Annotated in this window: 23 protein-coding genes; 11 read left to right on the forward strand and 12 right to left on the reverse strand. The window is 62.1% G+C overall.

The genetic code is table 11. The features are described 5' to 3' along the window. Positions 1–274: 274 nt before the first annotated feature. The 9 genes from pheS (at position 275) to AB5Y59_RS14155 (ending at position 12,860) form a co-directional block, all read left to right on the forward strand. Positions 275–1,258 carry a phenylalanine--tRNA ligase subunit alpha gene (gene pheS / locus AB5Y59_RS14115; protein ID WP_041215128.1) on the forward strand — a complete coding sequence of 328 codons (984 nt, stop codon included), beginning with the start codon at positions 275–277 and terminating at the stop codon, positions 1,256–1,258. Positions 1,259–1,270: 12 nt separating this feature from the next. Next, positions 1,271–3,658 (forward strand): phenylalanine--tRNA ligase subunit beta, encoded by a 2,388-nt coding sequence (gene pheT, locus AB5Y59_RS14120; protein ID WP_368212192.1) that lies wholly within the window; start codon positions 1,271–1,273, stop codon positions 3,656–3,658. A 3-nt stretch (positions 3,659–3,661) separates the two neighbouring features. Further along, complete coding sequence (gene ihfA / locus AB5Y59_RS14125; RefSeq protein ID WP_005300715.1) at positions 3,662–3,958, forward strand: integration host factor subunit alpha; 297 nt, start codon at positions 3,662–3,664, stop codon at positions 3,956–3,958. Positions 3,959–4,012: 54 nt separating this feature from the next. Beyond that, a complete protein-coding gene (locus AB5Y59_RS14130) occupies positions 4,013–7,936 on the forward strand; it encodes a transporter substrate-binding domain-containing protein (RefSeq protein WP_368212221.1) in 3,924 nt (1,307 codons plus the stop codon). A 1-nt stretch (position 7,937) separates the two neighbouring features. After that, the gene (locus AB5Y59_RS14135; protein ID WP_045524896.1) at positions 7,938–9,188 is read left to right on the forward strand and encodes a response regulator; all 1,251 of its coding nucleotides are present in this window, start codon (positions 7,938–7,940) and stop codon (positions 9,186–9,188) included. Beyond that, the gene (locus tag AB5Y59_RS14140) at positions 9,189–9,803 is read left to right on the forward strand and encodes a GNAT family N-acetyltransferase (RefSeq protein ID WP_045524895.1); all 615 of its coding nucleotides are present in this window, start codon (positions 9,189–9,191) and stop codon (positions 9,801–9,803) included. Positions 9,804–9,875: 72 nt separating this feature from the next. Continuing rightward, entirely contained in the window at positions 9,876–10,649 is a 774-nt protein-coding gene (cobB, locus tag AB5Y59_RS14145; RefSeq protein WP_010674794.1) for a Sir2 family NAD+-dependent deacetylase, read from the forward strand. Between the two features lie 106 nt (positions 10,650–10,755). After that, a complete protein-coding gene (locus AB5Y59_RS14150; protein ID WP_010674793.1) occupies positions 10,756–11,214 on the forward strand; it encodes a hypothetical protein in 459 nt (152 codons plus the stop codon). Next, the gene (locus AB5Y59_RS14155) at positions 11,211–12,860 is read left to right on the forward strand and encodes a diguanylate cyclase (protein ID WP_368212194.1); all 1,650 of its coding nucleotides are present in this window, start codon (positions 11,211–11,213) and stop codon (positions 12,858–12,860) included. The genes AB5Y59_RS14150 and AB5Y59_RS14155 overlap by 4 nt, the downstream gene beginning before the upstream one ends. A gap of 89 nt (positions 12,861–12,949) precedes the next feature. On the opposite strand, the gene AB5Y59_RS14160 is transcribed toward AB5Y59_RS14155, so the two are convergent. The 7 genes from AB5Y59_RS14160 to AB5Y59_RS14190 all read right to left on the reverse strand — a co-directional run bounded on the left by AB5Y59_RS14160 (position 12,950) and on the right by AB5Y59_RS14190 (position 19,725). Further along, positions 12,950–13,975, reverse strand: coding sequence for a substrate-binding domain-containing protein (locus AB5Y59_RS14160; protein ID WP_041211440.1), 1,026 nt, complete (start codon positions 13,973–13,975; stop codon positions 12,950–12,952). Further along, positions 13,975–14,907, reverse strand: coding sequence for a ribokinase (rbsK, locus tag AB5Y59_RS14165; RefSeq protein WP_201888755.1), 933 nt, complete (start codon positions 14,905–14,907; stop codon positions 13,975–13,977). Before rbsK ends, AB5Y59_RS14160 begins: the two co-directional genes overlap by 1 nt. 98 nt (positions 14,908–15,005) lie before the next feature. Next, complete coding sequence (gene rbsB, locus AB5Y59_RS14170) at positions 15,006–15,881, reverse strand: ribose ABC transporter substrate-binding protein RbsB (RefSeq protein ID WP_010674790.1); 876 nt, start codon at positions 15,879–15,881, stop codon at positions 15,006–15,008. Between the two features lie 30 nt (positions 15,882–15,911). Then, complete coding sequence (rbsC, locus tag AB5Y59_RS14175; protein ID WP_039040774.1) at positions 15,912–16,880, reverse strand: ribose ABC transporter permease; 969 nt, start codon at positions 16,878–16,880, stop codon at positions 15,912–15,914. Continuing rightward, positions 16,877–18,406 carry a ribose ABC transporter ATP-binding protein RbsA gene (rbsA, locus tag AB5Y59_RS14180; protein ID WP_368212196.1) on the reverse strand — a complete coding sequence of 510 codons (1,530 nt, stop codon included), beginning with the start codon at positions 18,404–18,406 and terminating at the stop codon, positions 16,877–16,879. The genes rbsC and rbsA overlap by 4 nt, the downstream gene beginning before the upstream one ends. A gap of 36 nt (positions 18,407–18,442) precedes the next feature. Then, positions 18,443–18,862: a D-ribose pyranase gene (rbsD, locus tag AB5Y59_RS14185; protein WP_139736350.1), complete on the reverse strand. Its 420-nt coding sequence runs from the start codon at positions 18,860–18,862 to the stop codon at positions 18,443–18,445. A 245-nt stretch (positions 18,863–19,107) separates the two neighbouring features. Beyond that, positions 19,108–19,725 (reverse strand): glutathione S-transferase family protein, encoded by a 618-nt coding sequence (locus tag AB5Y59_RS14190; protein ID WP_103260144.1) that lies wholly within the window; start codon positions 19,723–19,725, stop codon positions 19,108–19,110. A gap of 257 nt (positions 19,726–19,982) precedes the next feature. On the opposite strand from AB5Y59_RS14190, the gene AB5Y59_RS14195 reads away from it, so the two are divergent. Together AB5Y59_RS14195 and AB5Y59_RS14200 are read left to right on the forward strand one after the other, a co-directional pair. Further along, positions 19,983–20,738 (forward strand): hypothetical protein, encoded by a 756-nt coding sequence (locus tag AB5Y59_RS14195; protein ID WP_042017089.1) that lies wholly within the window; start codon positions 19,983–19,985, stop codon positions 20,736–20,738. A gap of 60 nt (positions 20,739–20,798) precedes the next feature. After that, positions 20,799–21,461 carry a DUF2987 domain-containing protein gene (locus AB5Y59_RS14200; RefSeq protein ID WP_139736349.1) on the forward strand — a complete coding sequence of 221 codons (663 nt, stop codon included), beginning with the start codon at positions 20,799–20,801 and terminating at the stop codon, positions 21,459–21,461. Between the two features lie 71 nt (positions 21,462–21,532). On the opposite strand, the gene ttcA is transcribed toward AB5Y59_RS14200, so the two are convergent. The 5 genes from ttcA to ccoS form a co-directional block, all read right to left on the reverse strand. Continuing rightward, positions 21,533–22,441, reverse strand: coding sequence for a tRNA 2-thiocytidine(32) synthetase TtcA (ttcA, locus tag AB5Y59_RS14205; RefSeq protein WP_010674783.1), 909 nt, complete (start codon positions 22,439–22,441; stop codon positions 21,533–21,535). Between the two features lie 67 nt (positions 22,442–22,508). Beyond that, positions 22,509–23,456, reverse strand: a complete 948-nt coding sequence (gene uspE / locus AB5Y59_RS14210) for a universal stress protein UspE (protein WP_039040780.1) — start codon at positions 23,454–23,456, stop codon at positions 22,509–22,511. Between the two features lie 136 nt (positions 23,457–23,592). Continuing rightward, positions 23,593–24,348: an FNR family transcription factor gene (locus AB5Y59_RS14215; protein ID WP_041215139.1), complete on the reverse strand. Its 756-nt coding sequence runs from the start codon at positions 24,346–24,348 to the stop codon at positions 23,593–23,595. A 68-nt stretch (positions 24,349–24,416) separates the two neighbouring features. Beyond that, complete coding sequence (locus AB5Y59_RS14220; protein ID WP_139736347.1) at positions 24,417–25,103, reverse strand: sulfite exporter TauE/SafE family protein; 687 nt, start codon at positions 25,101–25,103, stop codon at positions 24,417–24,419. Next, the gene (ccoS, locus tag AB5Y59_RS14225; protein WP_045524885.1) at positions 25,087–25,293 is read right to left on the reverse strand and encodes a cbb3-type cytochrome oxidase assembly protein CcoS; all 207 of its coding nucleotides are present in this window, start codon (positions 25,291–25,293) and stop codon (positions 25,087–25,089) included. The genes AB5Y59_RS14220 and ccoS overlap by 17 nt, the downstream gene beginning before the upstream one ends. Between the last annotated feature and the right edge of the window lie 46 nt (positions 25,294–25,339).

Below are 25,339 nucleotides of genomic sequence, written 5' to 3' on the forward strand. Positions count from 1 at the left end.
GGCCTCCTTTTTTGTTGCTCATTTTTGAGCGTGGGCAGGCAGCATGCCGCGGTCATAAATGCTTTATCCTTCCATATGCCAACAAACTAGAACAAACAACGCTTGTCTCAATCCTGTTGCATCTGGCTTGTGGCTTTATCCATATAACAAAATGATTTGCAGGGAGAAAAGCCCGTCATAACTATGGTCAGCCAAGGGGCTTTTTTTGTATTATTCCCCTCTTGACCTTATTTAGCCTAAAGGCTCCTGTTCCGGGAGTGGTGACGAGGAAGACATGCAACAGCTTGAAGAAGTAGTCGGCCAGGCCAAGGCCGAAATTGAGGGCGTAAGCGACATCGCCGCCCTTGACGAAATCCGGGTCAAATATCTGGGTAAAAAGGGCTTTTTTACCGAGCAGATGAAGGGCCTGGGCGCCCTGTCCGCTGAAGAGCGTCCCGCCGCGGGCGCCGTGATCAACCAGGCCAAACAGCAGGTTCAGGATGCCCTGAACGCGCGTCGTGAAGCCCTCGAGGTCGCCGTGCTGAACCAGAAGCTGGCCGCCGAGACCATCGACGTCAGCCTGCCGGGCCGCCGCATCGAGAATGGCGGTCTGCACCCGGTGACCCGTACCATCGAGCGCATCGAGCGCCTGTTTGGCGAGATGGGCTTCAAGGTTGCCCGTGGTCCCGAGATTGAAGATGGCTTCCACAACTTCGATGCCCTGAATATCCCGGCTCACCACCCGGCGCGTACCGATCACGACACCTTCTACTTCAATCCTGATCTGATGCTGCGTACTCATACCTCCGGTGTGCAGATCCGCACCATGGAACATCAGCAGCCGCCGATCCGCATCATCGCGCCGGGCCGCGTCTATCGTAACGACTACGACATGACCCACACCCCGATGTTCCACCAGGTCGAAGGCCTGCTGGTTGACGAGCATGCCAGCTTTACCGAGCTGAAAGGCATCCTGCACGACTTCCTGCGCAACTACTTCGAGGAAGACTTGACGATTCGCTTCCGTCCTTCCTATTTCCCGTTCACCGAGCCGAGCGCCGAAGTGGACGTGATGGGCAAGAACGGCAAGTGGCTGGAAGTGCTGGGCTGCGGCATGGTGCACCCGAACGTGCTGCGTTCGGTCGGCATCGATCCGGAAAAATACTCCGGCTTTGCCTTCGGCATGGGCGTTGAGCGCCTGACCATGCTGCGTTACGGGGTCAATGACCTGCGTGCCTTCTTCGAAAACGACCTGCGCTTCCTCAAGCAGTTCAAGTAAGGGCGAGAGAACATGAAATTCAGTAAATCCTGGGTGATGGAGTGGGTCCGCACCGAGTTGAGTGACAATGTACTGGCCGAGCAGATCACCATGGCCGGTCTGGAAGTGGACGCCGTGGAAGCGGTGGCCGGCCAGTTCAACAATGTGGTGGTGGGTGAAGTGGTCGAGTGCGCCCAGCACCCGGACGCCGACAAGCTGCGGGTGACCAAGGTCAATGTGGGCGAGGCCGAGCTGCTGGACATCGTCTGCGGTGCGCCGAACTGCCGCGCCGGCCTCAAAGTGTGCGTGGCCAAGGTCGGGGCGACCCTGCCGGGTGATTTCACCATCAAGAAAGCCAAGCTGCGCGGCCAGCCGTCCCACGGCATGCTCTGCTCCTTCAGCGAGCTGGGCATCGACGTCGAGGCTGATGGCATCATCGAGCTGCCGCTGGATGCCCCCATCGGGACCGATATCCGTGAATACCTCGCGCTTAACGACGTCAGCATCGATGTGGATCTGACCCCAAACCGTGCCGACTGCCTAGGCATCGCGGGTCTGGCCCGTGAAATCGGCGTGCTCAACAGCGTGGACGTGGTCGAGCCGACCTGGGCGCCGGCTGTTGCCACTATCGATGCTACCTTCCCGATCCGGGTTGAAGCGCCGGCAGATTGCCCCCGTTATCTGGGCCGTGTCATCAAGGGGCTGAACCTGCACGCCCAGAGCCCGCTCTGGATGCAGGAGAAGCTGCGCCGTGGCGGTATTCGTTCCATCGACGCCATCGTTGACATCACCAACTACCTGCTGCTGGAATACGGTCAGCCGATGCACGCCTTCGATCTGGCGACGCTTGAAGGGGAACTGGTGGTGCGCCGCGCCAAGGCCGACGAGCCCATGACCCTGCTTGATGGCAACGAGGTGAAGCTCAAAGATACTACTCTGGTGATTGCCGATGCCAAAGGCCCTGCCTGCATGGCCGGCATCTTCGGCGGCGATCGCACCGGTGTCTCCGAGACCACCACCGACATCCTGCTGGAGTGCGCCTTCTTCGCGCCGCTCTCCATCACCGGCCGTGCCCGTGCCTACGGTCTGCATACCGATTCTTCCCACCGCTTCGAGCGCGGGGTGGATCCCGAGCTGCAGGCCAAGGTGATGGATCGTGCCACCCGTCTGCTGCTGGACATCTGCGGCGGTGAAGCGGGTCCGGTCATCGAAGTCAAATCCGATGCCCATCTGCCCAAGGCTGCCCCCATCAAGCTGCGCCGCACCAAGCTCGACAAGGTGATCGGCATCAGCGTGGCGGATGCGCAGGTGGTCGAAATTCTGACTCGTCTGGGCATGCAGGTAACCGTGGATACTGACGGCTGGACCGCGCTGGCTCCCTCCTGGCGTTTCGACATTGCCATCGAGGAAGACCTCATCGAGGAAGTGGCCCGCATCTACGGCTACAACAACATACCGAATCTCAAACCCGCCGCATCCCTCGCGATGGTGGAGCAGGCTGAAGGGCAGGTGACCCTGAAGCGGGTGCGCGACCTGCTGGTTGACCGCGGTTTCCAGGAAGCGATCACCTACAGCTTCGTGGATCCCAAGACCCAGCAGACCCTGTTCCCGCAGAGCGATGCCATCGTGTTGCCGAACCCGATCTCGGTCGAGATGTCCGCCATGCGCGTCTCTCTGTTCCCGGGTCTGGTGCAGGCGGTGGTCTACAACCAGAACCGTCAGCAGCCGCGCGTGCGCCTGTTCGAGCAGGGCCTGCGTTTCATCAAGGACGAGAATGCCGAGAACGGCATCCGTCAGGAGCCCATGCTGGCCGGCATCATCACCGGCAACCAGGGGGACGAGCACTGGGATGTCAAGGCCCGTCCCGTCGACTTCTTCGATCTGAAGGGTGACCTGGAAGCGGTACTGGATCTGACTGCAGAAGGGGCTACCTTCACCTTCGAGCGCACCGAGCACAGTGCCCTGCATCCGGGCCAGAGCGCAGCCATTCTGCGCAATGGCGTCGTGATCGGCCACATCGGCGTGATCCACCCGAGCCTCGAGAAGAAGCTGGGGCTCAAGAGCCGCGCTGTCATGTTCGAGCTGGAGCTGGACAAACTGACGCCGGCCAAGGTGCCGGTTGCTGCCGAAGTATCCAAGTTCCCGGCCAACCGTCGCGATATCGCCGTGGTGGTTGACAGACAGATCCTGGCAGGCGACGTTCTGGCAGTAATTAAAAAAGTTGGCGGAAATCAGTTAGTTGGAATAAACTTGTTCGACGTATACCAGGGCGCTGGTATGGCAGAGGACAAGAAGAGCCTGGCCATCAGCCTGGTGTTGCAAGACACCCAGCGCACCCTGGAGGAGAAAGAGATCGCCGAGACCGTGGACAATGTCGTGCGGGCCCTCGGTGAAGAGTTGAATGCATCCTTGAGGGATTGATCTATGGCGCTTACCAAAGCCGACATTGCAGAGCACCTGTTCACCCAGCTTGGGATGAGCAAGCGTGAAGCCAAAGATATGGTGGAAGCCTTCTTTGAGGAGATCAGACAGGCGCTCGAGCGTGGCGAACAGGTCAAGATTTCCGGCTTCGGTAACTTCGATCTTCGCGAGAAGAACCAGCGTCCCGGACGCAACCCCAAGACGGGGGAGGATATTCCCATCAGTGCCCGTCGCGTGGTGACCTTCCGGCCCGGCCAGAAGCTCAAGGCCAGGGTAGAAAATGTTGAACCCAACGAGTGACAAAAAGCCAGGCAATCGCCTGGCTTTTCCATTCCGATGATAAAAATCCTTCTGCTGTCCGGCGCGCTGCTGACCTTGCCACTGCGTGCCGCCATACTCCCGCTGTCACCGGATGCCCAGGCTTATGCCGATTCGCTCACCGGACTGACCTTCTGTTACCCGGCCCTGCAACGTCCTCCCTATCTGGAGGCGGAGGGGGGCTTGCTCATCGATCGCATGACGCGGTTGGCAGAGCTGTTGCCGGTACCGGTACATGTCGAGAAGCGGCCGAGCTGGGCAGCCATGACGCAGGATCTGCTGAACGGGCGCTGCGATCTCATTCCTCACGTCGGGCCTGCCCGGTCGAACTCGAGCGATACCGTCTTGAGCCGGGCCATGATGGAAGCGGAGTCCGCCATCCTCTATCGGGGTGAGCTCGATCAGGCGCAGTTTCTGGTGTCACCCATCTGGCAGGCCCAGGAGACCCTGAAGCGTCTCTATCCTGGTTCATCCCAGCAACTGCTGACCGATGCCGAGAACTGGTATGGTGCCCTGGTGGCCGGCAAGGGCAGCGCCTATCTCGGCGATTATCTGCAACTGCGCTACCTGATGCGGGAATTCCCGGATGAAGGGCTGCGCCTTCGCCGTCTTCGCAGCGATGATCTGGTCATCAGTTACCGGCTGATGATGCGCAACCAGCCCGAGTTGCTGGAGCTGGTGGATACGGCCATCCGCTATTTGCCGCCGGGCAGTCTCTACCGGGATCTGGGCAAGTATCTGCCTCAGGGTGAGCAGGATGTGAATCCTCTGCATTTTACCGACAAGGAGCAGGCCTGGCTGGTCGGCAAGGCCCACACCATCAAGATGGTGGCGGATCCCGGCTTCATGCCATACAGCGGTGTCAACCAGCAGGGAGAGCTCATTGGCTGGAGTGCGGATGTCTTGCGGGAAGTGAGTCGGCAGACAGGGCTGCGCTTCGAGCTGGTGCCCGCCGCCAGCCGGGAGGAGGCGTTGGCATTGCTGCGCAGTGGCGATGCCGCCATGATGGTCGGGCTGATGGAGTCCGCCGCCCTGAACAAGGAGTTCGACTTCACCCGGATGGTGGCGACCAGCCGCTATGCTCTGGTCAGTCGCAGCAAGAGGGGGCCTGCCTCCCTCGCGGACGTCAGTGGCAAGGTGGTGGTCCCGAGAATGCTCTATGATCCCGGCCTGCTTGCCCGGTTCGGCCAGCATGAGTGGGAGGTGACCGACAACCTGCTGCAGGGATTGGCGGCGGTGCGGCATGGGGATGCCCAGGCCATGCTAGCGGAGTTGTACCAGCTCCAATATCCCATTCGAAACAACCAGTTGAGCGAGCTGACCATCACCGAATTGCCGGAGCGTTTCGGCCTCGGTTTTGCCATCCGGCCGGAACAGACCAGCCTGGCAGGGGTGCTGGATCAGAGCCTGATGACCCTCAATGATCGGCAGGTAGACGAGCTGGTGCAACGCTGGCGCCGCCTGGTGGTCAACCAGCAGGAAGGGGTCAGCTACGGTTTCTGGCTTGGCTCCGTGTTGCTGGCACTGCTGATCAGCATGGCGGTGATCTGGTCAGTCTGGCGATCCCGCCAGCAACTGGCCCAGGAGGCCCGCGAGCGTCACAAGGTAGAGCAGGCGCTGGCGCTGGAAAGCAAGTTCAGGGAGTCTCTCTTCCAGGCGCTCCCCGTTCCCGTGTTCTTGCGCAATGACAAGGGGGAGGTGATCAAGCGCAACAAGCGGGCCAAGCGCATGGAGGCGCGCTACGCCGCCGATCTGGTGCTGCCCGCGCCCCAGTTGCAGGGCGCCGAAGGGGAGCTGGCGCTGCACGAGCAGGTCTACTCCTATGCCCAGATCCCTTTGCGACTGGGGCCCCAGGCACCGGCAGGGGATCTTATCGCCCTCTCTGACATCAGCGCTCTACGCGAACGTACCCGCCTGCTGCGTCAGGCGGAGCGGCGCCTGCGCGCCCTCACCAATACGGTGCCCGGTGTGGTGTTGCAATTCACCCTGCTGGGGGGAGCCATCACCCGGGTGGAGTTTGTGAGCCGGGGCAGTCACGAGCTGCTGGGGCTGGCGAGCCAGCAGATCCGGGTCAATCCCAACGAGACCCTGACTCGCATCTCCCACCAGGACAGGCGCGAGATGCGAGCCCCCATGCTGGCCATGCTGCAAGCCGGACGACCTTTCTCCCATCTGCTGCGCTATCAGCACCCCGCCAAGGGAACCCGCTGGCTGCAATTTTCCGGCAGGGGGCGCCGTCAGGGGGAGGGGTGGCGGATCTACGGGGTGGTGCAGGATGTGACGGCCAGGGTGGAGCAGGAGCACTCCCTGCAGCTTTCCCACGAGCAGGCCCAGCAGGCCGTGCTTGCCAAGGGGCGCTTCCTGGCCGCCGTGAGCCACGAGATCCGCACCCCCATGAACGCCATGCTCGGCCTGCTGGAGTGGCTCGAACAGACCGAACTCAATGCAGAGCAGGCCTCGGTTCTGGCCCATGTCAGACAGGCGGGCAATGAACTGCTCGGACTGCTCAATGACGTGCTTGACTTCAGCCGCAACGAGACGCGCCAGTTGCGCCTCTCCGTGCAGCCCACGGATCTGGTGGAGCTGTGCGAGCACGTGGCGGCGGTGCACTGGTCCAAGGCGCGATCCCGCCATCTGCAACTGCGCCTGGCGCTCGACCCGGCGCTGCCCGCCTTGATGGAACTCGATCCCCACCGGGTGCAACAGGTGTTGCACAACCTGCTCTCCAACGCCATCAAGTTCAGCGAGCGGGGAGAGGTGGTACTCTGGGCCAGGCGGCAAGGGGAGTGGATTTTGTGCGGGGTGGATGACGAGGGCCCCGGGATCAGTGCCGAGCTGTTGCCCCGGTTGTTCCAGCCCTTCGAGCAAGGGGAGGAGCCTGGCCAGCCCAGAGCCCAGGGGACCGGGCTTGGGCTGGCCATCTGTCGCCAGCTGATGGAACAGATGGGGGGCGAGATCCGGGTCGAACCTCTGGCTCGCGGGGGCAGCCGTTTCCTCTGTTCCTTGCCCCTCAGACATGCGCAGGAGAAGACGCCCTGGCAACCGCGCGTCAAGACGGTCTCCCTGCAACTGTTGCCCGGGGAGCTCGAATATATGCGGGCCTGGCTCGCAGCGTTTGGCGTGGCCGAGGATCCGGCGGCACCTTGCCTTGGGGCCATGCAGGACGATGGGGGCTTGCGCGCCTGGTACTGGCAGGGGGAACCCTGGATCCCGGGCTCCGTGGTCAGCCTGCTGCAACCCAGACTCGTCCGTGGCGCCGAGGAGATCACAGACCTGCCGGGGGCAGGCAGGCGGGTGTTGCTGGTGGAAGATCACGAAGTGAACAGAATGCTGATCAGCATGCAGCTGGGGCAGCTGGGTGCCCGGGTATTGAGTGCGGCCAATGGCCGTCTGGCACTGGACATCCTGCAATCGGAGTCGGTGGATCTGGTGCTGACGGACCTGCAGATGCCGGTGATGGACGGCGCCGAGCTCTGCAGGCAATTGCACGCCGATGAACGCTGGCAGCATCTACCCGTCTACGTGATCACCGCGGATCTCAGCGAGCAGGCGGCGCAGCGACTGGCGGAATGCGGCTGTCAGGGCTATCTGGACAAACCCGTCTTGCTCAGGGATCTGGCCGTACTGCTTCGTACCGTCTTTGGCCCCCATGACGGGGGGAAGGCACCGCAGCCAACGGCAGCCCTTTCCCTGCCAGTCTCCCTCAGCCCGGCCCTCGTTGACATCTATCTGGCATCGGTTCACCAGGATCTGGCCGACATTGAGCGGTGTGTCACACAAGGGGACGAGAAGGCCCTCAATACGGCTTTACACAAGATGAAGGGGGCCGCCAAAATGGTGGGGGCTACCCCCCTGGTAGAGGTGATCGACCGTTGGCAGGAGGCCCCCGGGCATCCCCTTGGAGCCGCCTTGAGGCAGTGCGTGGAAGAGGTCTGCCGACAACTGGGCGAGAGAGCATGACATGATCATCACAGATGAAGAGTTGATGGCCTTGCTGGAGTCTGATGACAGCCAGGAGCCAACGTTTTACCCGGTCAGCGTCTATGCCCTGGACGCCGTCTCCCATCAGGCGGTCAAGGGGGCGGGCCTGCCGGCCTATGCCAATCTGCACCGCACCCGACCCGATGCCGGCTGGCAATGGGAAGGGCTGTTTGCCGCCGGGGCCATCGCCCTGTTTGATCCTGCCTCTCATCAGGGGGCCGACTATCTGCCTCATCTGCTGGCTCCCGGGGCGGGGATCTATCGCCTCAGCGATCCCTGGCTCGAGGGGTTGCAGGCACGGGAGCAGGGGTGGCGTGCCTGGCTCGCCCAGTGCCAGATCCTGCTGCTCGAAGATCACCCCTTCCAGGGAGCCTGTATTCAGCAGGAGATCCAGGGACTGGGGTTGCCCTGCCATTGGGTTCAGGATGGCGAAGGGTGCCTCAAGGCGCTGGAAGAGGGGGGCGTGAGATTGCTTATCTGTGATCTCAGTCTGGCGGAGCAGGATGCCATCAGCCTGCTGATGAGCCATCCCCAGTATCGCCACAGCGGTCTACCCATCATCCTGCTCTCCGCTCATGATCAGACCCTGATAGACGGCGCCCGGCGTCTCCTGCACGATGCGGGTTTCAACGTGCTGGCCGCCCTGGCCAAGCCGCTGCAAAGCGACGATCTGCTGCGTCTGCTCAAGATGCTCTATCTTGGCCCCCAGCGTCAGCGCAGGCTGGGCGGGCTCAAGCGCACCGTGCGTAGCTGGCAGGGAGAGGCGAGAGGACAGCTTGGGCTGCTGGCAGATGCGGCCTCCTGCACGCTGCCTATCTGGCTGAGCCTGAGCGGCCTTTCCCCTCACTGGGAGCCGCTCAAGCTCTGGCTCGAGCAGCATGGACGAGAAGCAAGCGAGCTGACCCTGGTCATCCACCGACGGGATCACCTGCTGAGCCAGGCGGACCGTTTCGCCCTGGTACTGCAGGCGAGCCTCGCGGGGGCCAGACTCGCGCTGCTGCTCGATCATGCCCAGCACCTGCCGTTTGATCTCATCGAGCGTCTGCCGTTGCAATCCCTGCTGCTCGGGCAACACCTGCTGCCCGAGCTGGAGGCGATGGCAGCCGACTCCTTGCTGGCCCGCTTCATCCAGCGTTCCCGGGAGCTTGGCATCGCGCTCTACCTCGACGACCCCTTCAACCTGCAGGATGCCGCCCAGTGGCAGGATCGCGGCATGGCAGGGCGCTGGTAAATGGCTCGCTATCTTTGCTGGCCGCTCGATGAGCCGCGCTTGTGGCAGGGAATGTCGGGTTGGACGGCTCCCGCCTCACGGGCCGCCCTGCCGATGACGATGGTGGTGGGGGGGTTGACTTGCCGCTTGCAGGAGCTGGCGGGCAGCGACCCGAAGCGAATAAGCGCGGCTTATGACGCCCTGAGCGAGCAGAGCGTCTATTTGCGCTTCATGCGGGCCAAGCAGCCTGCGACGGCCGAGCAGCTCGCCTTCTTTCTCGACTACCCCAGAGAACCCCAGATAGGATTGCTGCTGACCGACGAGCAGGGGGCGCCGCTTGCCATGGCCCAGTCCGTTCGCCGGCGCCTGCACCCGGACAGGGCCGAGTTCTCCTGCATCGTCGCGGATCATTTTCAGCATCGCGGCGCCGGGCGTCGCATCCTGCTGGCGCTTGCGCGGCTGGCATACGGGGAGGGGATCCGGGAGTGGACGGCGGAAGTGCTCGGCCAGAATCGCCCCATGCTGGCTCTGCTCAAGGGGCTCGGGTTGCCACTTACCCTGGTGACAGGACGGGAGATGGTCTTTGCCAGGCTGGATCTCGCGCCCATGGCGAGCTTTGTGTTCCCATCGGCCTAAGACCAAGGGCGAATGGGCCGCTTCTTGCTCCTGTGCTAAGGTCAGCCTGTTACCCGTTGGAGGAGAACAACCATGGTGCAGTCAGCCAAACATATCGTGATCCTCACCGGTGCCGGCATCTCGGCCGAATCCGGTATCAAGACCTTCCGGGCCTGTGATGGCCTGTGGGAAGAGCACAGGGTGGAGGACGTGGCCACCCCTGAAGGCTATGCGCGGGATCCCGAACTGGTACAACGTTTCTACAATGCGCGGCGCCATCAGTTGCAGCGCGCCGAGATCCACCCCAATCCGGCCCACTATGCATTGGCCCGTCTGGAGCGCCTGCTGCCGGGGCGCGTCACCCTGGTCACCCAGAACATCGACAACCTGCACGAGAGTGCCGGCAGCAAGAACCTCATCCACATGCACGGCGAGTTGCTCAAGGCCCGCTGCCCGGGCTCGGGTCAGGTGATCGAGTGGCGCGGGGATCTCCATCAGGAAGAGCTGTGTTCCTGCTGCCAGTTTCCCCACCCGCTGCGCCCCCATGTGGTCTGGTTCGGGGAGATGCCCCTCGGGCTTGACCGCATCTACTCGGCCCTGGCCCAGTGCGATCTCTTCATCTCCATCGGGACCTCCGGGGCGGTCTACCCTGCCGCCGGATTCGTCCATGAGGCCGGCCTGAACGGTGCCCATACGGTGGAGCTCAATCTGGAGCCGAGCGAAGTGGGCAGCCAGTTTGATGAAAAACGTTATGGTCCGGCTTCCTTGCTGGTGCCCGCTTTTGTGGATGAACTCCTGCAAAGTTGCGGTGTGCATCAGCCTCTCTCCGTCGAGGGCCATAACTGGATGGAGATGCGCGGCCCATAATTATTGATTTTTCACACAGTTGCATTGACCCACTGAAATCGCCACACTGACACCTAACTTCAAGATGCAGCTGGCACAACATGTCATGAACTTTCCAACGCGCGGGATGGCCTCTCTCCTGCTGGTGCTTTTCTCGTTCGGTACCCAGGCTTCCTCCTCTTCGCTATTGCAACTGATCCTGCCGGACAAGCGGGAAATCACCCTGGATGAGGCGGCGTTGGCCGCCTTGCCACAAGTGGAGTTCGAGACGGCGACGCCCTGGACCCTCGGCACTCACCGCTATCGTGGCCCGACCCTGAAGAGCGTGCTGGCGGCGCAGCAGGTGGATAGTGCCAGCGCCATCGATGTCGCCGCACTCAATGGCTACCAGCAGCGGGTCGATCTCTCCCTGTTTGCCAAGGTGCCGCTGACCCTGGTGCGTTACCAGGATGACAAACCGCTCACCCGTCGCAATAAAGGGCCGCTCTGGCTGCTGGTCCCCCTCTCGGCCCATCCCGACATGGATGTGTCCGCCATCCACAACAACATGGTCTGGCAGGTGATCCGCATCGAGGTTGTCCCGTGACGCGACGACAGCGAGATAACCTGCTGCTTGCAGCCATTTCCCTGCTGTTTCTCTTCTCGTCCCTCTGGGGGCTGCTGCTGCAGAGTCGGCACGAGCAGCTCGTTGACATGTTCTACCGCAACACCCACTGGAACATCAGCCAGGTAATGCAGGAGTCCCAGCGATTTCTCTATGATGTGCGCCTCTACCGTGCCGGGGCGCTCGACATGGCGGCCCTGAGCCTGGATTACGACCTGCTGTGGAACCGGCTGGATGTGTTCCTGATCAGTACCGAGACCGCCGATGCGCGGGCGAGGCATGGGTTGGGGGAGGTGCTTGAACGGCTCTTTGACGAACTCAAGGGGCTGGATCCCCAGATGCAGTCCGGGGAGCTGAAGAGGGGGAAAGCCCTCGATCTTGCCCTCGTCCGGCTGACCGGCTTGACCCATCAGGTGGAGCAGATTGGGGATCAGATCCTCTCCGGCCAGGAGCGGGAAGCCTCCCTCAACCAGTTGCGCCAGAGCCTGTTCTGGATCCAGATCTGGCAGTTGATCCTGCTGGTGATGGGCTGTGTGCTGGTATTTGCCCTCATTCGGACCAATCTGCAGAATCGTCGCCTCTCCCTGCTCGATCCCATGACCCGGCTTGGCAACCGTCGGGCCTTGCAGGGGCAGCTCAGGCAATCCCTGCTGCAAGACCGGGTCCAGGCGCTGGCGGTGCTGGATCTGAAGCGGTTCAAGCAGGTCAATGATCTGCTCGGATACCAGGTTGGTGATCGCCTGCTGCAGGCGGTCTCGGCCCGGTTGCGTCAGGCATGCCCCGGCCGTGCGTACCGGTTGGGGGGCGATGAGTTCGCCGTGGTGCTGGACGACGAAGAGGGAGATCTCGATGCCCGCATGGCCGCCATGGTGAGTCTGTTGCAGTTTGAGTTTGTGACCCGGGAAAGCAGCTTTGATCTGGCGTGTCGCTTCGGAGTGGCCAGGCGCGAGGGTGGCGAGGATGCCGATGAGCTATTGGAGCATGCCATATTGGCATTGAACGAGGCCAAGCGTGAGGGGACCACCCTGGTGTGGTATCAGAGTGCGATGAAGGCTGATCTCCACATGGCCCAGCGGCAGCTGCACCAACTGCGGGAATGGCTGGCGGGGGCCGCCCCTTCACCCCTGGAGACCCTCTGCGAGCCGATGAGAGACGAGCAGGGCGTGCAGGTAACGGCGGTCAGCCTGCGCTGGCGGGTGAGCCAGCAGCCCTGTGACGTGGGCTGGATGCAGGAGCGTGGTGTCCTTGGGCCCGTGATGGCGCGATGGCTGACAGAAGAGCCATGCAGTGGCACCTTGCTGGTAAGGCTTCATCAGCCTGCCCAGCTGGCCCCTCTGCTGGCGAGCCTGCCCCCCTTGCCACAGGGGAGGCTGATCCTGGCATTGCCTGCGCTGATACAGGATGCCACCCTGCTTGAGAAGATGCGCGAGTGTGGCTGCATGCTGGCGCTGAGCGAGCTTGGCAGCAGCGCCCCCGAACTGCTGCAAGCGGGCTGGCCAATTCGCTACTGGCTGCCAGCACCCTCCGGGTACGAGGCGCTGCTCCAGCCGTTGGCAACGGCGCTGGGGCTGCTGCGCCTGGCTCCCCGGGGAGAGGCGCAGCAAGAGGATGATCTCAAGCTAAGTTGAGTGGTGGCTTATGCAGTCTCGGGGCCGATGCCAAGGAGACAATACACAGAAGGGCGGCTCATGGCCGCCCTTCTGCTGCTTGCTGGCACTTAAACTGGTTTGCTGTCCGGTGAGGAAAAGGGAGCGCAGGAGTGTCTGATCACCAGGTCCGGATCCACGGTGATCATGCGGTTTGCGATGGGCTCGCCGTTGATGCGCGCCAGCAGCCGGGTGACGGCGAGGCGGCCCAGCTCCTCTTTCGGTTGATTGACCGTGGTGAGCGGGGGGGACATGAACTGGGCCAGCGCCACGTTGTCATAGCCGACGATGGAGAGATCGCGAGGGATCACCAGCCCCGCCTGATGGGCGGCACTGATGACACCCATGGCCATCATGTCGTTGCAGACAAACAACGCGGTGGGACGCTCTGGCAGTGCCAGCAGGCGGGTCATGGCGGCGGCGCCGCTGGCGCAGTCAAAGTCTCCCTCCTGGATCCAGCCCGGATTGACGGTGAGCCCGGCCTCCTGCATCGCCTGCTCGAAACCCGCCTGGCGCTGGTTGGCCGGGGCGCGGCTGTGGGGGCCCGTGATGCAACCGATGGCAGTGTGACCCAGTCCCAGCAGATGGCGGGTTGCCAGGTAGCCGCCACGATGGGAGTTGTCGGCGATGAGATCCACCTCGCCGTTCTCCATGCCCCAGTCCATCACCACGACCGGCAGACTCTTGAGCCAGTCGAGCTGGTTGAACACCTCCTGCTGCCCTTCGCTGCACATGATGAGCAGGCCGTCGACCCGTTTCCTGAGCATCATCTTGAGGTAGGAGAGCGCCGTCTCGGCCTGTCCTTCGGTGTTGCCCAGCATCAGGTTGTAACCCTGCTCGAAGCAGTAGCGCTCCACCCCGCGCACCACCTCGGCGAAGAAGGGGTTGCTGGAGGTGGTGACCAGCATGCCGATACTGTTGGTCTCCTTTACCTTGAGGCTGCGGGCCACCAGGCTCGGGGCATAGTTGAGATCGCGCATGGCCGCGAAGACCCGCTCCCGGGTCTCTTCGGCGACGAAGCGGGTCTCGTTGATGACGTGGGAGACGGTGGTGGTCGACACCCCCGCCAGCGCAGCCACCTCCTTGATATTGGCCATCAGTGCCCCTGCGCAGTCTGTTCAAGGAGGAAGGTATCGACCTCCTGCTTGCTCGGAATGGAGCTCTGGGCACCAAACCGGGTGACGGAGAGTGCCGCCGCCCCGTGGGCAAAGCGTACGGCAGCGTCAAAGTCGGCGCCCGCGAGCTCGGCCGCCAGGAAGGCGCCGTTGAAGGTATCCCCGGCCGCCGTGGTATCCACCGCCTTGACCCGAAAACCCGGCATGAGCGCCTGTTGCTTCCCCTTGCTGCAATAGACCCCTTGAGACCCCAGGGTGATCATCACCTCATCGATGCCCATCTGGTGGAAGCGGGCGGCAGCCTCACGGGCGCTCGCTTCGTCCGTCACCTTGATGCTAGTCAGCAGCTCGGCCTCGGTCTGGTTGGGAGTGATGAGGTCCACCAGCGCCAGCAGATCCCTTGAGAGCGGGCGCGCGGGGGCGGGGTTGAGCACCACCCGGGTGCCGTGGGCACGAGCCAGACGGGCCGCTTCTTGCACGCTCTCGAGCGGCACTTCCAGTTGCAGCAGCAGGGTGTGGGCGGCGGCGATCATTGCCTCGTGACCTTGCACTACGGCCGGGGTGAGGGCGCCATTGGCTTCGGCGGAGATGCCGATGCTGTTTTCCCCCTCGTCGCTCACATAGATGATGGCGATGCCGGTCGGGAGCCTGGGGTCGAGTTCGACGGCGCTGACATCGATGCCGTCGTTGGCAAACCCGGTTTTCATCTGGTGGCCGATGGCATCATCACCGATGCGGGCGATGAAGGAGACAGGGGCGCCGAGGCGGGCGGCGGCCACCGCCTGATTGGCACCCTTGCCGCCGGGAACGACCTGATAGCTGTGGCCGGTCAGGGTTTCACCGGGGCGGGGAAAGTGGGGGACGCGCAGCACATGATCCGCATTCACGCTGCCGAGGACTACGAGACGATTCATTCCTATCACCCTTGGTTGAGTACATCCTGGTCTGGGTGGACCCAGACCAGGCGGCACTGGCGGAAAAAGAGAGGGGAGGCGAACCTCCCCCCAACAACTTACTTGTTGACGATTTGCAGCGGTACCGGGATGGATTTTTCCACCGGTTGACCCTTGAGCACCTTGTCGGCGGTTTCCACGCCGATGGCGCCGATGAGGGCGGGCTGCTGGGCCACGGTGGCGGCCAGTTTACCCTTGGCCACGGCGGCTTTGCCATCGTCGGTGCCGTCAAAGCCCACGATCATCACCTCTTTGCCGGCGGCCTGCACGGCGCGGATGGCACCCAGCGCCATCTCGTCGTTCTGGGCGAACACTGCCTGCACGGTCGGATGGGCGGCCAGCAGGTTCTCCATGACGTTCAGCCCCTTGGTGCGATCAAAGTCGGCGGGCTGGGAGGCCAGCACCTGCAGCTTGTTGGCGGTGACCGCCAGGGCGAAGCCTTCGCCGCGATCACGGGCGGCGGAGGTACCTGCGATCCCTTCCAGCTGGATCACCTTGGCGCCGCTGCCCAGCTTCTCAGCGATGAAGTCGCCAGCCAGCTTGCCACCGGCCACGTTGTCGGAGGCGATGTGGGCCTTGACGTCACCCTGGGCTGCGCCGCGGTCCAGGGTCAGCACCGGGATGTTCGCCTTGTTGGCCAGGCGAATGGCGTTGCCCACCGCTTCGGAGTCGGTCGGGTTGATCAGGATGGCGTTGACCTTGCGCACGGTGAGATCTTCCACGTTGGAGAGCTCCTTGGCCGGGTCGTTCTGGGAGTCCAGCACCACCAGCTCGTAGCCAAGCTCCTTGGCCTTGGCTTCGGCACCCTCCTTCATGGTGACGAAGAAGGGGTTGTTGAGGGTGGAGACCACCATCGCCAGGGTGTGATCCGCGGCCTGGGCGGTGCCCAGCACGGACATGATGGCGGCAGCGAGCAGGGTATTGAGCTTTTTCATCATTTCATTCCTTGTGTGTGGCGTGGCTTGTTAACGGTTGCTTTTGTTATCGATCATCACGGCAAGCAAAATCACGCTGGCCTTGGCGATCATCTGGTAATAGGAACTGACGTCGAGCAGGTTGAGGGCATTGTTGAGGAAGCCGATGATGAGGGCACCGATCAGGGTACCCATGATACGGCCCTTGCCCCCCATCAGGCTGGTGCCCCCCAGCACCACGGCGGCGATGGCATCCAGCTCGTACCCCATGCCGGCGGTGGGCTGGGCGGAGGAGAGGCGGGATGTGACGATGAGCCCGGCCAGTGCCGACAGCATGCCGCACAGACCATACACCGCGAGCTTGACCCGATCCACATTGATACCGGAGAGGCGGGTGGCCGATTCGTTGCCGCCGAGGGCATAGATGTAGCGGCCCAGGCGAGTGTGGTTGAGCAGGTACCAGGCCAGCAGGAAGACGATGGCCATCAGCCAGATGGGCACCGGCAGACCCAGCAGGTAGCCGGTCCCGAGCCAGGCGAAGTGATCGGCGCCGTCACTGAAGCCGGTGGAAATGGGGCGCCCCTCGGTGTAGACCATGGTGACGCCGCGCAGGGCGGTCATGGTGACCAGGGTGGCGATGAACGCCTGTACCTTGCCCTTGGCGATGATGAGGCCGCTGATGCTGCCAAGCAGGGCGCCGGCCCCCAGGGTGAGGGGGATCACCAGGCCGATGGGCAGCTCCATGGCCACCATGGTGGCGGCCAGGGCGCCGCACAGGGCCAGTACCGAGCCGACCGACAGATCGATGCCGGCGGTGAGGATGACCAGCGTCATGCCGACCGCCATGATGGCGTTGACCGATGTCTGGCGCAGGATGTTGAGCAGGTTGTCGGCGGTGAAGAAGTTGGGGCTCAGGAAGGAGACCACGCCGATCAGCACCAGCAGCGCGACCAGGGACTTGTTCTCGATCCACCAGGCCTTGCTCATGACGCCGCGGCGGGAAAGGGTTTGGGTTGTCATTGTGCTGCCTCTTGCTCTGCTTGCCACTGTTTACCGACTGCCGCTGCCATCAGCTTCTCCTGATTGGCATCGCGGGTGTTGAATTCTGCGCTGATGCGTCCTTCGTGCATCACCATGATGCGATCACTCATGCCGAGCACTTCCGGCATTTCGGAGGAGACCAGGATGATGCTCATCCCCTCCTTCTTGAACTGGTTGATGAGCTGATAGATCTCCTTCTTGGCGCCGACATCGACGCCGCGGGTCGGCTCATCCAGGATCAGCACCTTGGGCCGGGTCAGCAGCCCCTTGGCGATGGCCACCTTCTGCTGGTTGCCGCCGGAGAGCAGTTTTATCAGCTGATCCTGACTCGGGGTCTTGATGTTGAACAGACGCACATAGTCCCCTACCGCCTGGCGCTCGGCCTGGCCGTCAATCTTGCCGCCACGAATGAACTCGTCGAGGGCACACAGACTCATGTTTTCGCGCACCGACAGCTCCAGCACCAGCCCATCGCCCTTGCGATCTTCAGAGATATAGGCGATGCCGGCGGCCAACCCATCCGCCGGGCTTCTGGGTACCAGGGCGTGGCCATCCACCGTCACCTGGCCAGCGCTGATGGGGCTGGCACCGTAGATAAGCTTCATCAGCTCGGTGCGGCCGGAGCCCATCAGGCCGCTGAAGCCCAGAATTTCACCCTGACACAGGGAGAAGCTCACCCCGCGCACGCCGGGGCCGGCCAGATCGTTCACCTGCAGGCTGACCGGGCCGAGCTCGCGCACCAGGCGCGGGTACTGCTCTTTCAGCCGGCGGCCCACCATCATCTCGATGATCCTGTCTTCATCCAGATCGCTCACCGCCTGCTCGCCGATCCACTTGCCATCCCGCAGTACGGTGACCCGATCGCAGATCTCGAAGATCTCTTTCAGGCGGTGGGAGATATAGACGATGCCGCAGCCCTGCTCGCGCAGTTCGCGAATGACGGTGAAGAGCTGCTCGGTCTCGGTGTCGGTGAGGGCATCGGTGGGCTCGTCCATGATGATGACGCTGGCATCGAACGACAGCGCCTTAGCGATCTCCACCATCTGCTGTTCACCGATGGAGAGACTTCCGAGTCGTGTATCAGGGCCATGTTTGACGCCAAGCCGTGCCAGCAGACCGCTGGCACGCTCACGCAACTGCTTGTGGTCGATGCTGCCAAAACGGGTGCGGGGCTCGCGGCCGAGGAAGATGTTTGCGGCAATCGACAATTCCGGCAGCAGGTTCAGCTCCTGGTGGATGATGCTGATCCCCTGATCCTGAGAGTCACGGGGGCCCTTGAAGTGAACCGGCTGGCCGCGATAGCTGATGCTGCCCGCATCGGCCTGGTAGATGCCGGTCAGCACCTTCATCAGGGTCGACTTGCCAGCGCCATTTTCGCCGAGCAGGGCCATCACCTGGCCCGGATAGACCCGAAGACCCGCTTCGTCGAGGGCGCGCACACCGGGGAAGGTCTTGACGATCCCGGTCAGCTCCAGAATGGGTGAGAGGGGGGAGGTTGTGCTCATTTGCAGCTTCCTTGAAGAGGCCTTCTTTGAAGAATGTCAGAACGCCACACCGGCGCAGAGGATCAGGTTGGCGTAGGGAGTCACCTCGCCGCTGCGCACGATAGCCTTGCTCTGGCGGGAGCGAGCCTTGAACGCTTCGTGCAGGCAGTATTCGATGGCGATGGGCTTGCCTTGAGCCGCGGCGTGCGCCTCCAGCTGATCCACCAGCGCCTGATGGGCGGCGGGGCTGATCGCCTTGATCTCGCTTGCCATGATCACCTTCTCCACCACCAGGTCGGTGAGCAAGGCGGTCAGTACGGTTTCAAGGCTGGGGGTGCCCGCCATCAGCGCCAGATCGATGCGCTCCGGCCCCGTCGGAATGGGCAGGCCAGCGTCGCAGACGGTGATCTCGTCGGTGTGGCCCATCTGCGCGACCAGCGCGCTTAAGGGAGCATTGAGCAGCTTGCCTCGTTTCATACAGCACCTCGGCGGCCTGGGACCGCATATGGATATTGAGTTGGGCAATCGGTTACGCAACCGGTTGCGTCATTAGGGCGAAAGATAGGTGTTAACCGTTAACGGGTCTAGGCAGTGATGACGAAAATGTGAAAACGATCTCAGTGACAGGGCAATTTCAGAAGAAACGGGTGCCAGAAGAGCACCCGTCTGAGAGGCGTCGCCGGATGTTGCCCGTACAAAAAGGCGTAACCGGCGCGCGGAGATCAGAGGGCGAGCGCCGCCTGCACTGCGGGGCGGGCCAGCATGCGCTGATAGTGATCCGCCACCTTGGGAAACTCGCTGATGGCTACCCCGTCGCTCTCGAGCCAGCCTGCAATCACGAAGAGGTAGATGTCGGCCAGGCTGAAGCGCTCCCCCAGTACCCAGGGGCCGGCCAGATAGTGGCGCTCAATCTGGTCAAAGCCATCACGCATGTTCTGGGGCATCTTGGCCTGCATGGCAGCCATGGCCTGTTGATCGTCGGCCCAGCGGCCGGGACGGCGTCCATGGGCATGGGCAACATGGACGGTGGAGACGAGGAAACTGTGTACTTCCTGCATCCTGGCCAGGAGGAAGGGGTCATCCAATGGGGCCAGCCCGGCGTTAGGAAAACGCTGGGCCACGTAGAGCAGCAGGGCCGGTGTTTCGGTCAGCACGCCATGCTCCGTCACCAGTGCCGGGACTCGCCCCTTGGGATTGATGGCGAGGTAGTCGGGGCTGCGCTGTTCACCAGCGGCCAGATCCAGGCGCTTGACAAGGTGAGGGGCACCGGCCTCCACCAGAGCGATGCGTACCGCCATGGCACAGGTACCGGGGGCAAGATAGAGCGTCAGTTCGGACATGACCGTTTTCCTTGTGTGAAAGAGAAGAGCCAGTGGACATCTCGTCCGCCAGCGTGCGCCATCATCCTACTCCCGTTGGACAGAGGGGCCAAGGGTGAGGGGAATCTCGTCAAGAAGGGCTGCAAGGCCTTTGGTATCAATGGCTTTCTGAACGGAAGATAACAGGAAAAACGGCTACGCATGCCGGTTCAAACCGCTATAATGTGCCACCTTGGATCAGTCGTCAGTGAATGTTGGACAGTCAATTGAGTAATAGAATGCGGATCGGTGGAACCCTCGAACAGTCCCTCAGCCAGGGATATCGTCTGGACCTGCAAGGGGTGTTGAAAGAGGGGTGGCAACAGACTCGTCGTACCGGTTTCGGATTGGCGCTGGCCATCGCCGGGGTCATGGCAATCTGGATCCTGCTGAGCAATACCTTGCTGACGCCCTATGTCGCCCGTGAAGGAGGGGATATGGATATGGCCCTGATCCTGAGCCTGCTGGTCACGGTGATCATGTCACCCATGACCTCCTCCCTCGACATGCTGGGGTTGCAGCAGTCGGTGGGGGTGCGCGCCCGGCCGAGCCAGGTATTCGACTTCTTCCGCCACTTCCTGCGCCTGGGCAGCCTGAGTCTGCTCGGCAGCCTCATCACCAGCCTGTTTGGCCCCCTGTTCGAGCTGCTGGGCGTGCCGGTGATGCTGGCCTTCATCCCTTCCGCCCTGGTGGGCATGGGGCTGGTGTTTACCGTACCTCTGGTGCTGGAGCGCGGTCTTTCCCCGGCTCAGGCCATTCTGGTCTCCCTCAAGCTCTTTGCCCGGGGCTGGCCCAGCATAGTGCTGCTGCACGGGGTCATGCTGGCACTCTTCTTCCTGGCGCTCATCCCCATGGGGCTGGGACTTATCTGGGTGGCGCCGCTCTACTTCAACTGCAAGGGCATTCTCTACCGGGATCTGTGTGGGGTGGCAGTCGAAGTGACCGAGGTTGCCAGTGGCAACGACGGGCAGGGCCCGGATCATTTCAACGCATAACGGGATACCAGGGGTCAGCCGGTGTCGACCCGCCCGGAGCATGATGCAAAAGGATGGCATATGAACAAGCGATACGGGATGGCGGCGCTCCTGCTGGTACCCATGCTGGGACAGGCTGAGCTGTCCCTTGAACTCGACTACGGCACCTTCTACAGCCAGATGAAGACCTTCGCCAAGGGGGAATTTGGCCACGCCAGACTGGGCTTTTATCTGGCCAGTCAACAGAACGGTCGGCGATGCGGGCTCACCTCGGCCCGAGTCTCGACCCCGGACAGGGATGTGCCCGCCGAGGTCACGGTGGATGGCGAACTGCGTCTGCCCTATGACGATGATCTCAACCTCGACAAGGCGATCGTGGTGGTGGGGCTCACCGAGGCCCACGCTGCCTGCGATCTGTCGGTACAGGTGATGGCCGACGCCCCCGCCACACCCGAGGTGCCGCTGGCCGAGCTCGTCTCGCGCCAGCAGCAGATGCAGCGATTGCTCGACAAGATGGCCGGCATGGTCGGCCAGTATTTCCTGCCCAAGATGGAAGGGGTGCGGATCTCCATGGTGGCGCCCGCAGGCACAGCCTACCTTGTGGAGGGTGCCTGTCAGGAGGCCGTCTCCTGGCAGCAGGGGCAACTGCTGATCAGCAATGCGCAGTTGAAGGGGTTTGCCCAGGGCAAGCTGCAACTGCAAGGGGAGATCCTGCGCCTGACCCCCTGGCTGCACAAGGGGTAGCGACCCGAGTCCGCAGATTGCCAGAATGAGAAAAGGAGCGCCTGGCGCTCCTTTTCTGTGGGTGACGGGGCTTAGCGCACCTCAATCACGTCCAGCATGTCCATCTCGTCGATGTCCAGCAGCGGCGCCTTGGGCAGCTCTGGCGGATCAAATGCCTTGTCGCCACCGTCGATGATGCCGGAGTCGCGGTTGATGCTCTTGAAGTCAAACAGCTGGTGATCAAGCAGGTGGCTCGGGATCACGTCCTGAATGGCGGTGAACATGGTCTCAAGACGGCCCGGGAAGCGGCGATCCCACTCCTGCATCATCTGCTTGATGGCCTGGCGCTGCAGGTTCTCCTGGGAGCCGCACAGGTTGCAGGGGATGATGGGGAAGGCCTTGACCTCTGCATAGCGCACCAGGTCTTTCTCCTTGCAGTAAGCAAGGGGGCGGATCACCACGTTCTTGCCATCGTCGCTCACCAGCTTGGGGGGCATGGATTTGAGCTTGCCACCGTAGAACATGTTGAGGAACAGAGTCTCGAGGATGTCGTCACGGTGATGGCCAAGGGCGATCTTGGTGCAACCCAGCTCCTGGGCGGTGCGATACAGAATGCCGCGGCGCAGGCGGGAGCAGAGCGCGCAGGTGGTCTTGCCCTCCGGTACCTTCTCCTTGACGATGGAGTAGGTATCTTCTTCCACGATCTTGAAGTCGATGCCGAGGGTGCTCAGGTATTCAGGCAGCACGTGCTCGGGGAAGCCGGGTTGTTTCTGATCCAGGTTGACGGCCACCAGATCGAAATGGATGGGGGCGCTGGCCTTCAGGCTCATCAGGATGTCGAGCATGGCAAAGCTGTCCTTGCCGCCAGACAGGCACACCATGATCTTGTCACCCTCTTCAATCATGTTGAAGTCGGCGATGGCCTGGCCCACGTTGCGCCGCAGGCGTTTCTGCAGCTTGTTGAAACTGTATTTCTCTTTGGCGTTAAGCTCTTCTAGCATGGCCTCAAACCCGGGACAAAAATAAGCGGCTTATTATAGCCATGTCCCGGGGGAGGGCAAGAAACGCTTATGCAGGATGACGCCTGTCATCCACAGGGCAGCTGTAATCGTCGGGTTTGAGGATGAGAATGTCGCAGTTGAGCCTGTCCACCACGTGCTCGGCGGTGTTGCCAAGCAGGGCGGCAGAGAGGCCGGTACGGCCGACGCATCCCATGATCATCAGGGTGGCATTCAGATCGTCCGCCATGTCCGGCAGCACCTCCTCCGGCAAGCCTTCCGCCACCTTGGTCCACATGTGGTTGATGCCGAACTGATCGGCATGTTCCCGCAGCAGATCTTCATGGTGTTTGCGAATAGCATCGTTGTAGGCGTTGGGATCGAACTCTGGCAGTTCGATGGCGACATTGACCGGGGTGCCCGGGTAGGTGTTGACCAGATAGAGACTGGCACCAAGCAGCTCGGCGATGGCGATCCCCTCGCGAGTGATCCGCTCGTTGAGCACCTTCTGCTCCTTGTCATCGCTCGAGCAGTTGATGGCGGCAATCAGGTTGCCCCCCCGTTGCCAGTGTCCTTCTTTTACCAGCAGAACCGGACAGGGGCATTTGCGCAGCAGGTGCCAGTCGGTGGGGGTGAAGATGAAGGTTTGCAGGAAGGAGTGTTTGTGAGTCGCCTTGACGACCAGATCGTGACGCTGTTCCAGCACTTCCTGAATGACGCACTCGAAGGGACGGTTGTGCCAGAGCACTTTCACCTCGCATTCCAGCCCTCTGGCCCGATAGGGAGTGAGGATCTCGTCGAGCCACTCCCGACGTTGGGCGATGACACCATGGCGCATCTCTTCCCGCTCGTCTGCCGAGAGCATGGCGGTCATCTCGTAAGAGAAGTCGTAAATCGTCAGGAGCAGGGTCAGCTGGGCGCCCTCATCCAGCTCGGCGACCTTGACCGCGCGCTCGAGCGCAATCTGGCGCTCCTCCTCGGGATTGATCACCACCAGAATGTTTCGGTACTTGACCATGTTCTCCTCCTTGGCAAAAAGGCCAATGATGGCAACTCTTTAGCTATTACAGCTTAGTCCAAGGGGGGAGGCGGGAAGGTGTGCCGGATCAAATTTCAGGGTGCTCCGATCCGGCAAAAGAGGAAATAAACGGGGATTAACCGCAGGGAGGACGAGTGGCTCCGGCCATGACGCCCAAGGCAACGTTGTCCAGTACAGTAATGTATTTGCCTTTGACGCTGATAAGACCGGATTTCTGGAAACGGCCCAGCAGGCGGCTGATGGTCTCGACGGTGAGACCGAGGTAGTTGCCGATGTCCCCACGGGTCATGGAGAGGCGGAACTCCTTGGCGGAGAAACCGCGCTCGGAGAAACGAACCGAGAGATTGTGCAGGAAGGCAGCGAGGCGCTCTTCGGCGTTCTTTTTGGAGAGCAGCAGTATCATCTCCTGGTCGCCCATGATCTCGTTGCTCATCAGCCGCATGATCTGCTGGCGCAGTTTGGGCATCTTGCCAGAGAGGTCGTCGAGCACATCGAACGGTATTTCGCACACCATGGCGGTTTCCAGCGCCTGGGCGAAGGAGGGGTGGGCCTGCTTGTGGATGGCGTCGAAACCGACCAGATCACCGGCGAGGTGGAAGGCAGTGATCTGTTCGTCACCCTGTTCGGTGATGGTGTATGACTTGATGGTCCCGGAACGTATGGCATAGAGCGACTTGAGCTCATCGCCGGCCTTGAACAACTCTTCACCCTTCTGGATCGGCTTTTTGCGCTCGATGATGCTGTCGAGCTGATCGAGCTCGTTGTCGTTCAGGGTGAAGGGGATGCAGAGCTGGCTGATGCTGCAATCCTGGCAATGAATTGCACAGCCACCGCTCTGAATACGTCTGCCAGGTTTCTTGTCCGGGATCATAGGCTCAAATGAATAATTGATTTATATCAAACAAGTTTACCACCATCTCATCCGTTTTGGATAGGGTTTCAAAAGGACGCCATCCCGATCCAGAGGGTGTGGATCCCGTAGGCAACAAGCAGCAAGGCGCCCCCAAGGCGCAGGCTGCGCAGGGTGAGCCAGTAGCGCAATCGGTCTGCCAGCCCCCCCAGCGCAAACAGGGTCGGCAGCGTGCCGAGGCCGAAAAAGAGCATGATGAGCGCCCCGCCACTTGCGGAGCCTGCGGCAGCGCTCCAGGTCAGCATGGAGTAGACGAGGCCGCAAGGGAGCCAGCCCCATATCATGCCAAAGGGGAGGGCCTGCCAGGCTGATGTAAACGGGAGAAACCTGCCTGCCAGCGGCTTGATGAGAGGCCAGAACTTCGCACCGATGCGCTCGAGCAGCAAGACGCCATGCCACCAGCCAGCCAAGTAGAGGCCGAGCGCTATCATCAGCAGGGCGGCGATGAGGCGAAGCCCTGCCAGGGCGTGTTTGCCAGCGCCTATCTCCGTGGTGGTGGCGAGCAAACCACCCACCAGCGCGCCCGCCAGCACATAGCTCAGGATGCGCCCCAGGTTGTAGTTGAGCAGATAACCGAGTCGGCCCCAAAAATGCTGCTTCTCGGCAGGTATGGCCATGGAGAGCGCGGCGGACACGCCGCCGCACATGCCGATACAGTGGCCGGCACCGGCAAGCCCGACCAGCAGGGCGCCCATGAGGTCAAGGCTGCTGGTCATGAGGCCTGCTTTCCTGTTCTGCTTGTTGTTCAGGGGGGGGCAAGGGGCGCTGCTCCTCGTCAAACAGGATGTTGGAGCCCTGCCTGTCGAGATCCTCGAACTGCTCGGAGCGGATGGCCCAGAAGAAGACGGCTCCTGCAATGACAACGAACAGGATGGCGATGGGGATGAGGACGAAGATGATGTTCATGGCGCGGACCCTGTGGTGAAAGGGGGATGATAACCCGGCGAGGCAA

This window comes from Aeromonas sp. s10, from assembly GCF_040907975.1.
GTDB classification, from domain to species: Bacteria; Pseudomonadota; Gammaproteobacteria; order Enterobacterales; family Aeromonadaceae; genus Aeromonas; species Aeromonas caviae.

What these genes read in the sequence shown, in the direction of transcription:
- AB5Y59_RS14195 (WP_042017089.1), top strand. Translation starts at nt 19,983, where the DNA reads ATGCGGATCGGTGGAACCCTCGAACAGTCCCTCAGCCAGGGATATCGT.
- cobB (WP_010674794.1), top strand. Translation starts at nt 9,876, where the DNA reads ATGGTGCAGTCAGCCAAACATATCGTGATCCTCACCGGTGCCGGCATC.
- ccoS (WP_045524885.1), bottom strand. Translation starts at nt 25,293, where the DNA reads ATGAACATCATCTTCGTCCTCATCCCCATCGCCATCCTGTTCGTTGTC.
- AB5Y59_RS14215 (WP_041215139.1), bottom strand. Translation starts at nt 24,348, where the DNA reads ATGATCCCGGACAAGAAACCTGGCAGACGTATTCAGAGCGGTGGCTGT.
- uspE (WP_039040780.1), bottom strand. Translation starts at nt 23,456, where the DNA reads ATGGTCAAGTACCGAAACATTCTGGTGGTGATCAATCCCGAGGAGGAG.
- AB5Y59_RS14190 (WP_103260144.1), bottom strand. Translation starts at nt 19,725, where the DNA reads ATGTCCGAACTGACGCTCTATCTTGCCCCCGGTACCTGTGCCATGGCG.
- AB5Y59_RS14160 (WP_041211440.1), bottom strand. Translation starts at nt 13,975, where the DNA reads ATGGCCAATATCAAGGAGGTGGCTGCGCTGGCGGGGGTGTCGACCACC.
- rbsD (WP_139736350.1), bottom strand. Translation starts at nt 18,862, where the DNA reads ATGAAACGAGGCAAGCTGCTCAATGCTCCCTTAAGCGCGCTGGTCGCG.
- AB5Y59_RS14150 (WP_010674793.1), top strand. Translation starts at nt 10,756, where the DNA reads ATGGCCTCTCTCCTGCTGGTGCTTTTCTCGTTCGGTACCCAGGCTTCC.
- ttcA (WP_010674783.1), bottom strand. Translation starts at nt 22,441, where the DNA reads ATGCTAGAAGAGCTTAACGCCAAAGAGAAATACAGTTTCAACAAGCTG.
- AB5Y59_RS14220 (WP_139736347.1), bottom strand. Translation starts at nt 25,103, where the DNA reads ATGACCAGCAGCCTTGACCTCATGGGCGCCCTGCTGGTCGGGCTTGCC.
- AB5Y59_RS14135 (WP_045524896.1), top strand. Translation starts at nt 7,938, where the DNA reads ATGATCATCACAGATGAAGAGTTGATGGCCTTGCTGGAGTCTGATGAC.
- pheT (WP_368212192.1), top strand. Translation starts at nt 1,271, where the DNA reads ATGAAATTCAGTAAATCCTGGGTGATGGAGTGGGTCCGCACCGAGTTG.
- pheS (WP_041215128.1), top strand. Translation starts at nt 275, where the DNA reads ATGCAACAGCTTGAAGAAGTAGTCGGCCAGGCCAAGGCCGAAATTGAG.
- rbsC (WP_039040774.1), bottom strand. Translation starts at nt 16,880, where the DNA reads ATGACAACCCAAACCCTTTCCCGCCGCGGCGTCATGAGCAAGGCCTGG.
- AB5Y59_RS14140 (WP_045524895.1), top strand. Translation starts at nt 9,189, where the DNA reads ATGGCTCGCTATCTTTGCTGGCCGCTCGATGAGCCGCGCTTGTGGCAG.
- ihfA (WP_005300715.1), top strand. Translation starts at nt 3,662, where the DNA reads ATGGCGCTTACCAAAGCCGACATTGCAGAGCACCTGTTCACCCAGCTT.
- rbsB (WP_010674790.1), bottom strand. Translation starts at nt 15,881, where the DNA reads ATGAAAAAGCTCAATACCCTGCTCGCTGCCGCCATCATGTCCGTGCTG.
- AB5Y59_RS14200 (WP_139736349.1), top strand. Translation starts at nt 20,799, where the DNA reads ATGAACAAGCGATACGGGATGGCGGCGCTCCTGCTGGTACCCATGCTG.
- rbsK (WP_201888755.1), bottom strand. Translation starts at nt 14,907, where the DNA reads ATGAATCGTCTCGTAGTCCTCGGCAGCGTGAATGCGGATCATGTGCTG.
- rbsA (WP_368212196.1), bottom strand. Translation starts at nt 18,406, where the DNA reads ATGAGCACAACCTCCCCCCTCTCACCCATTCTGGAGCTGACCGGGATC.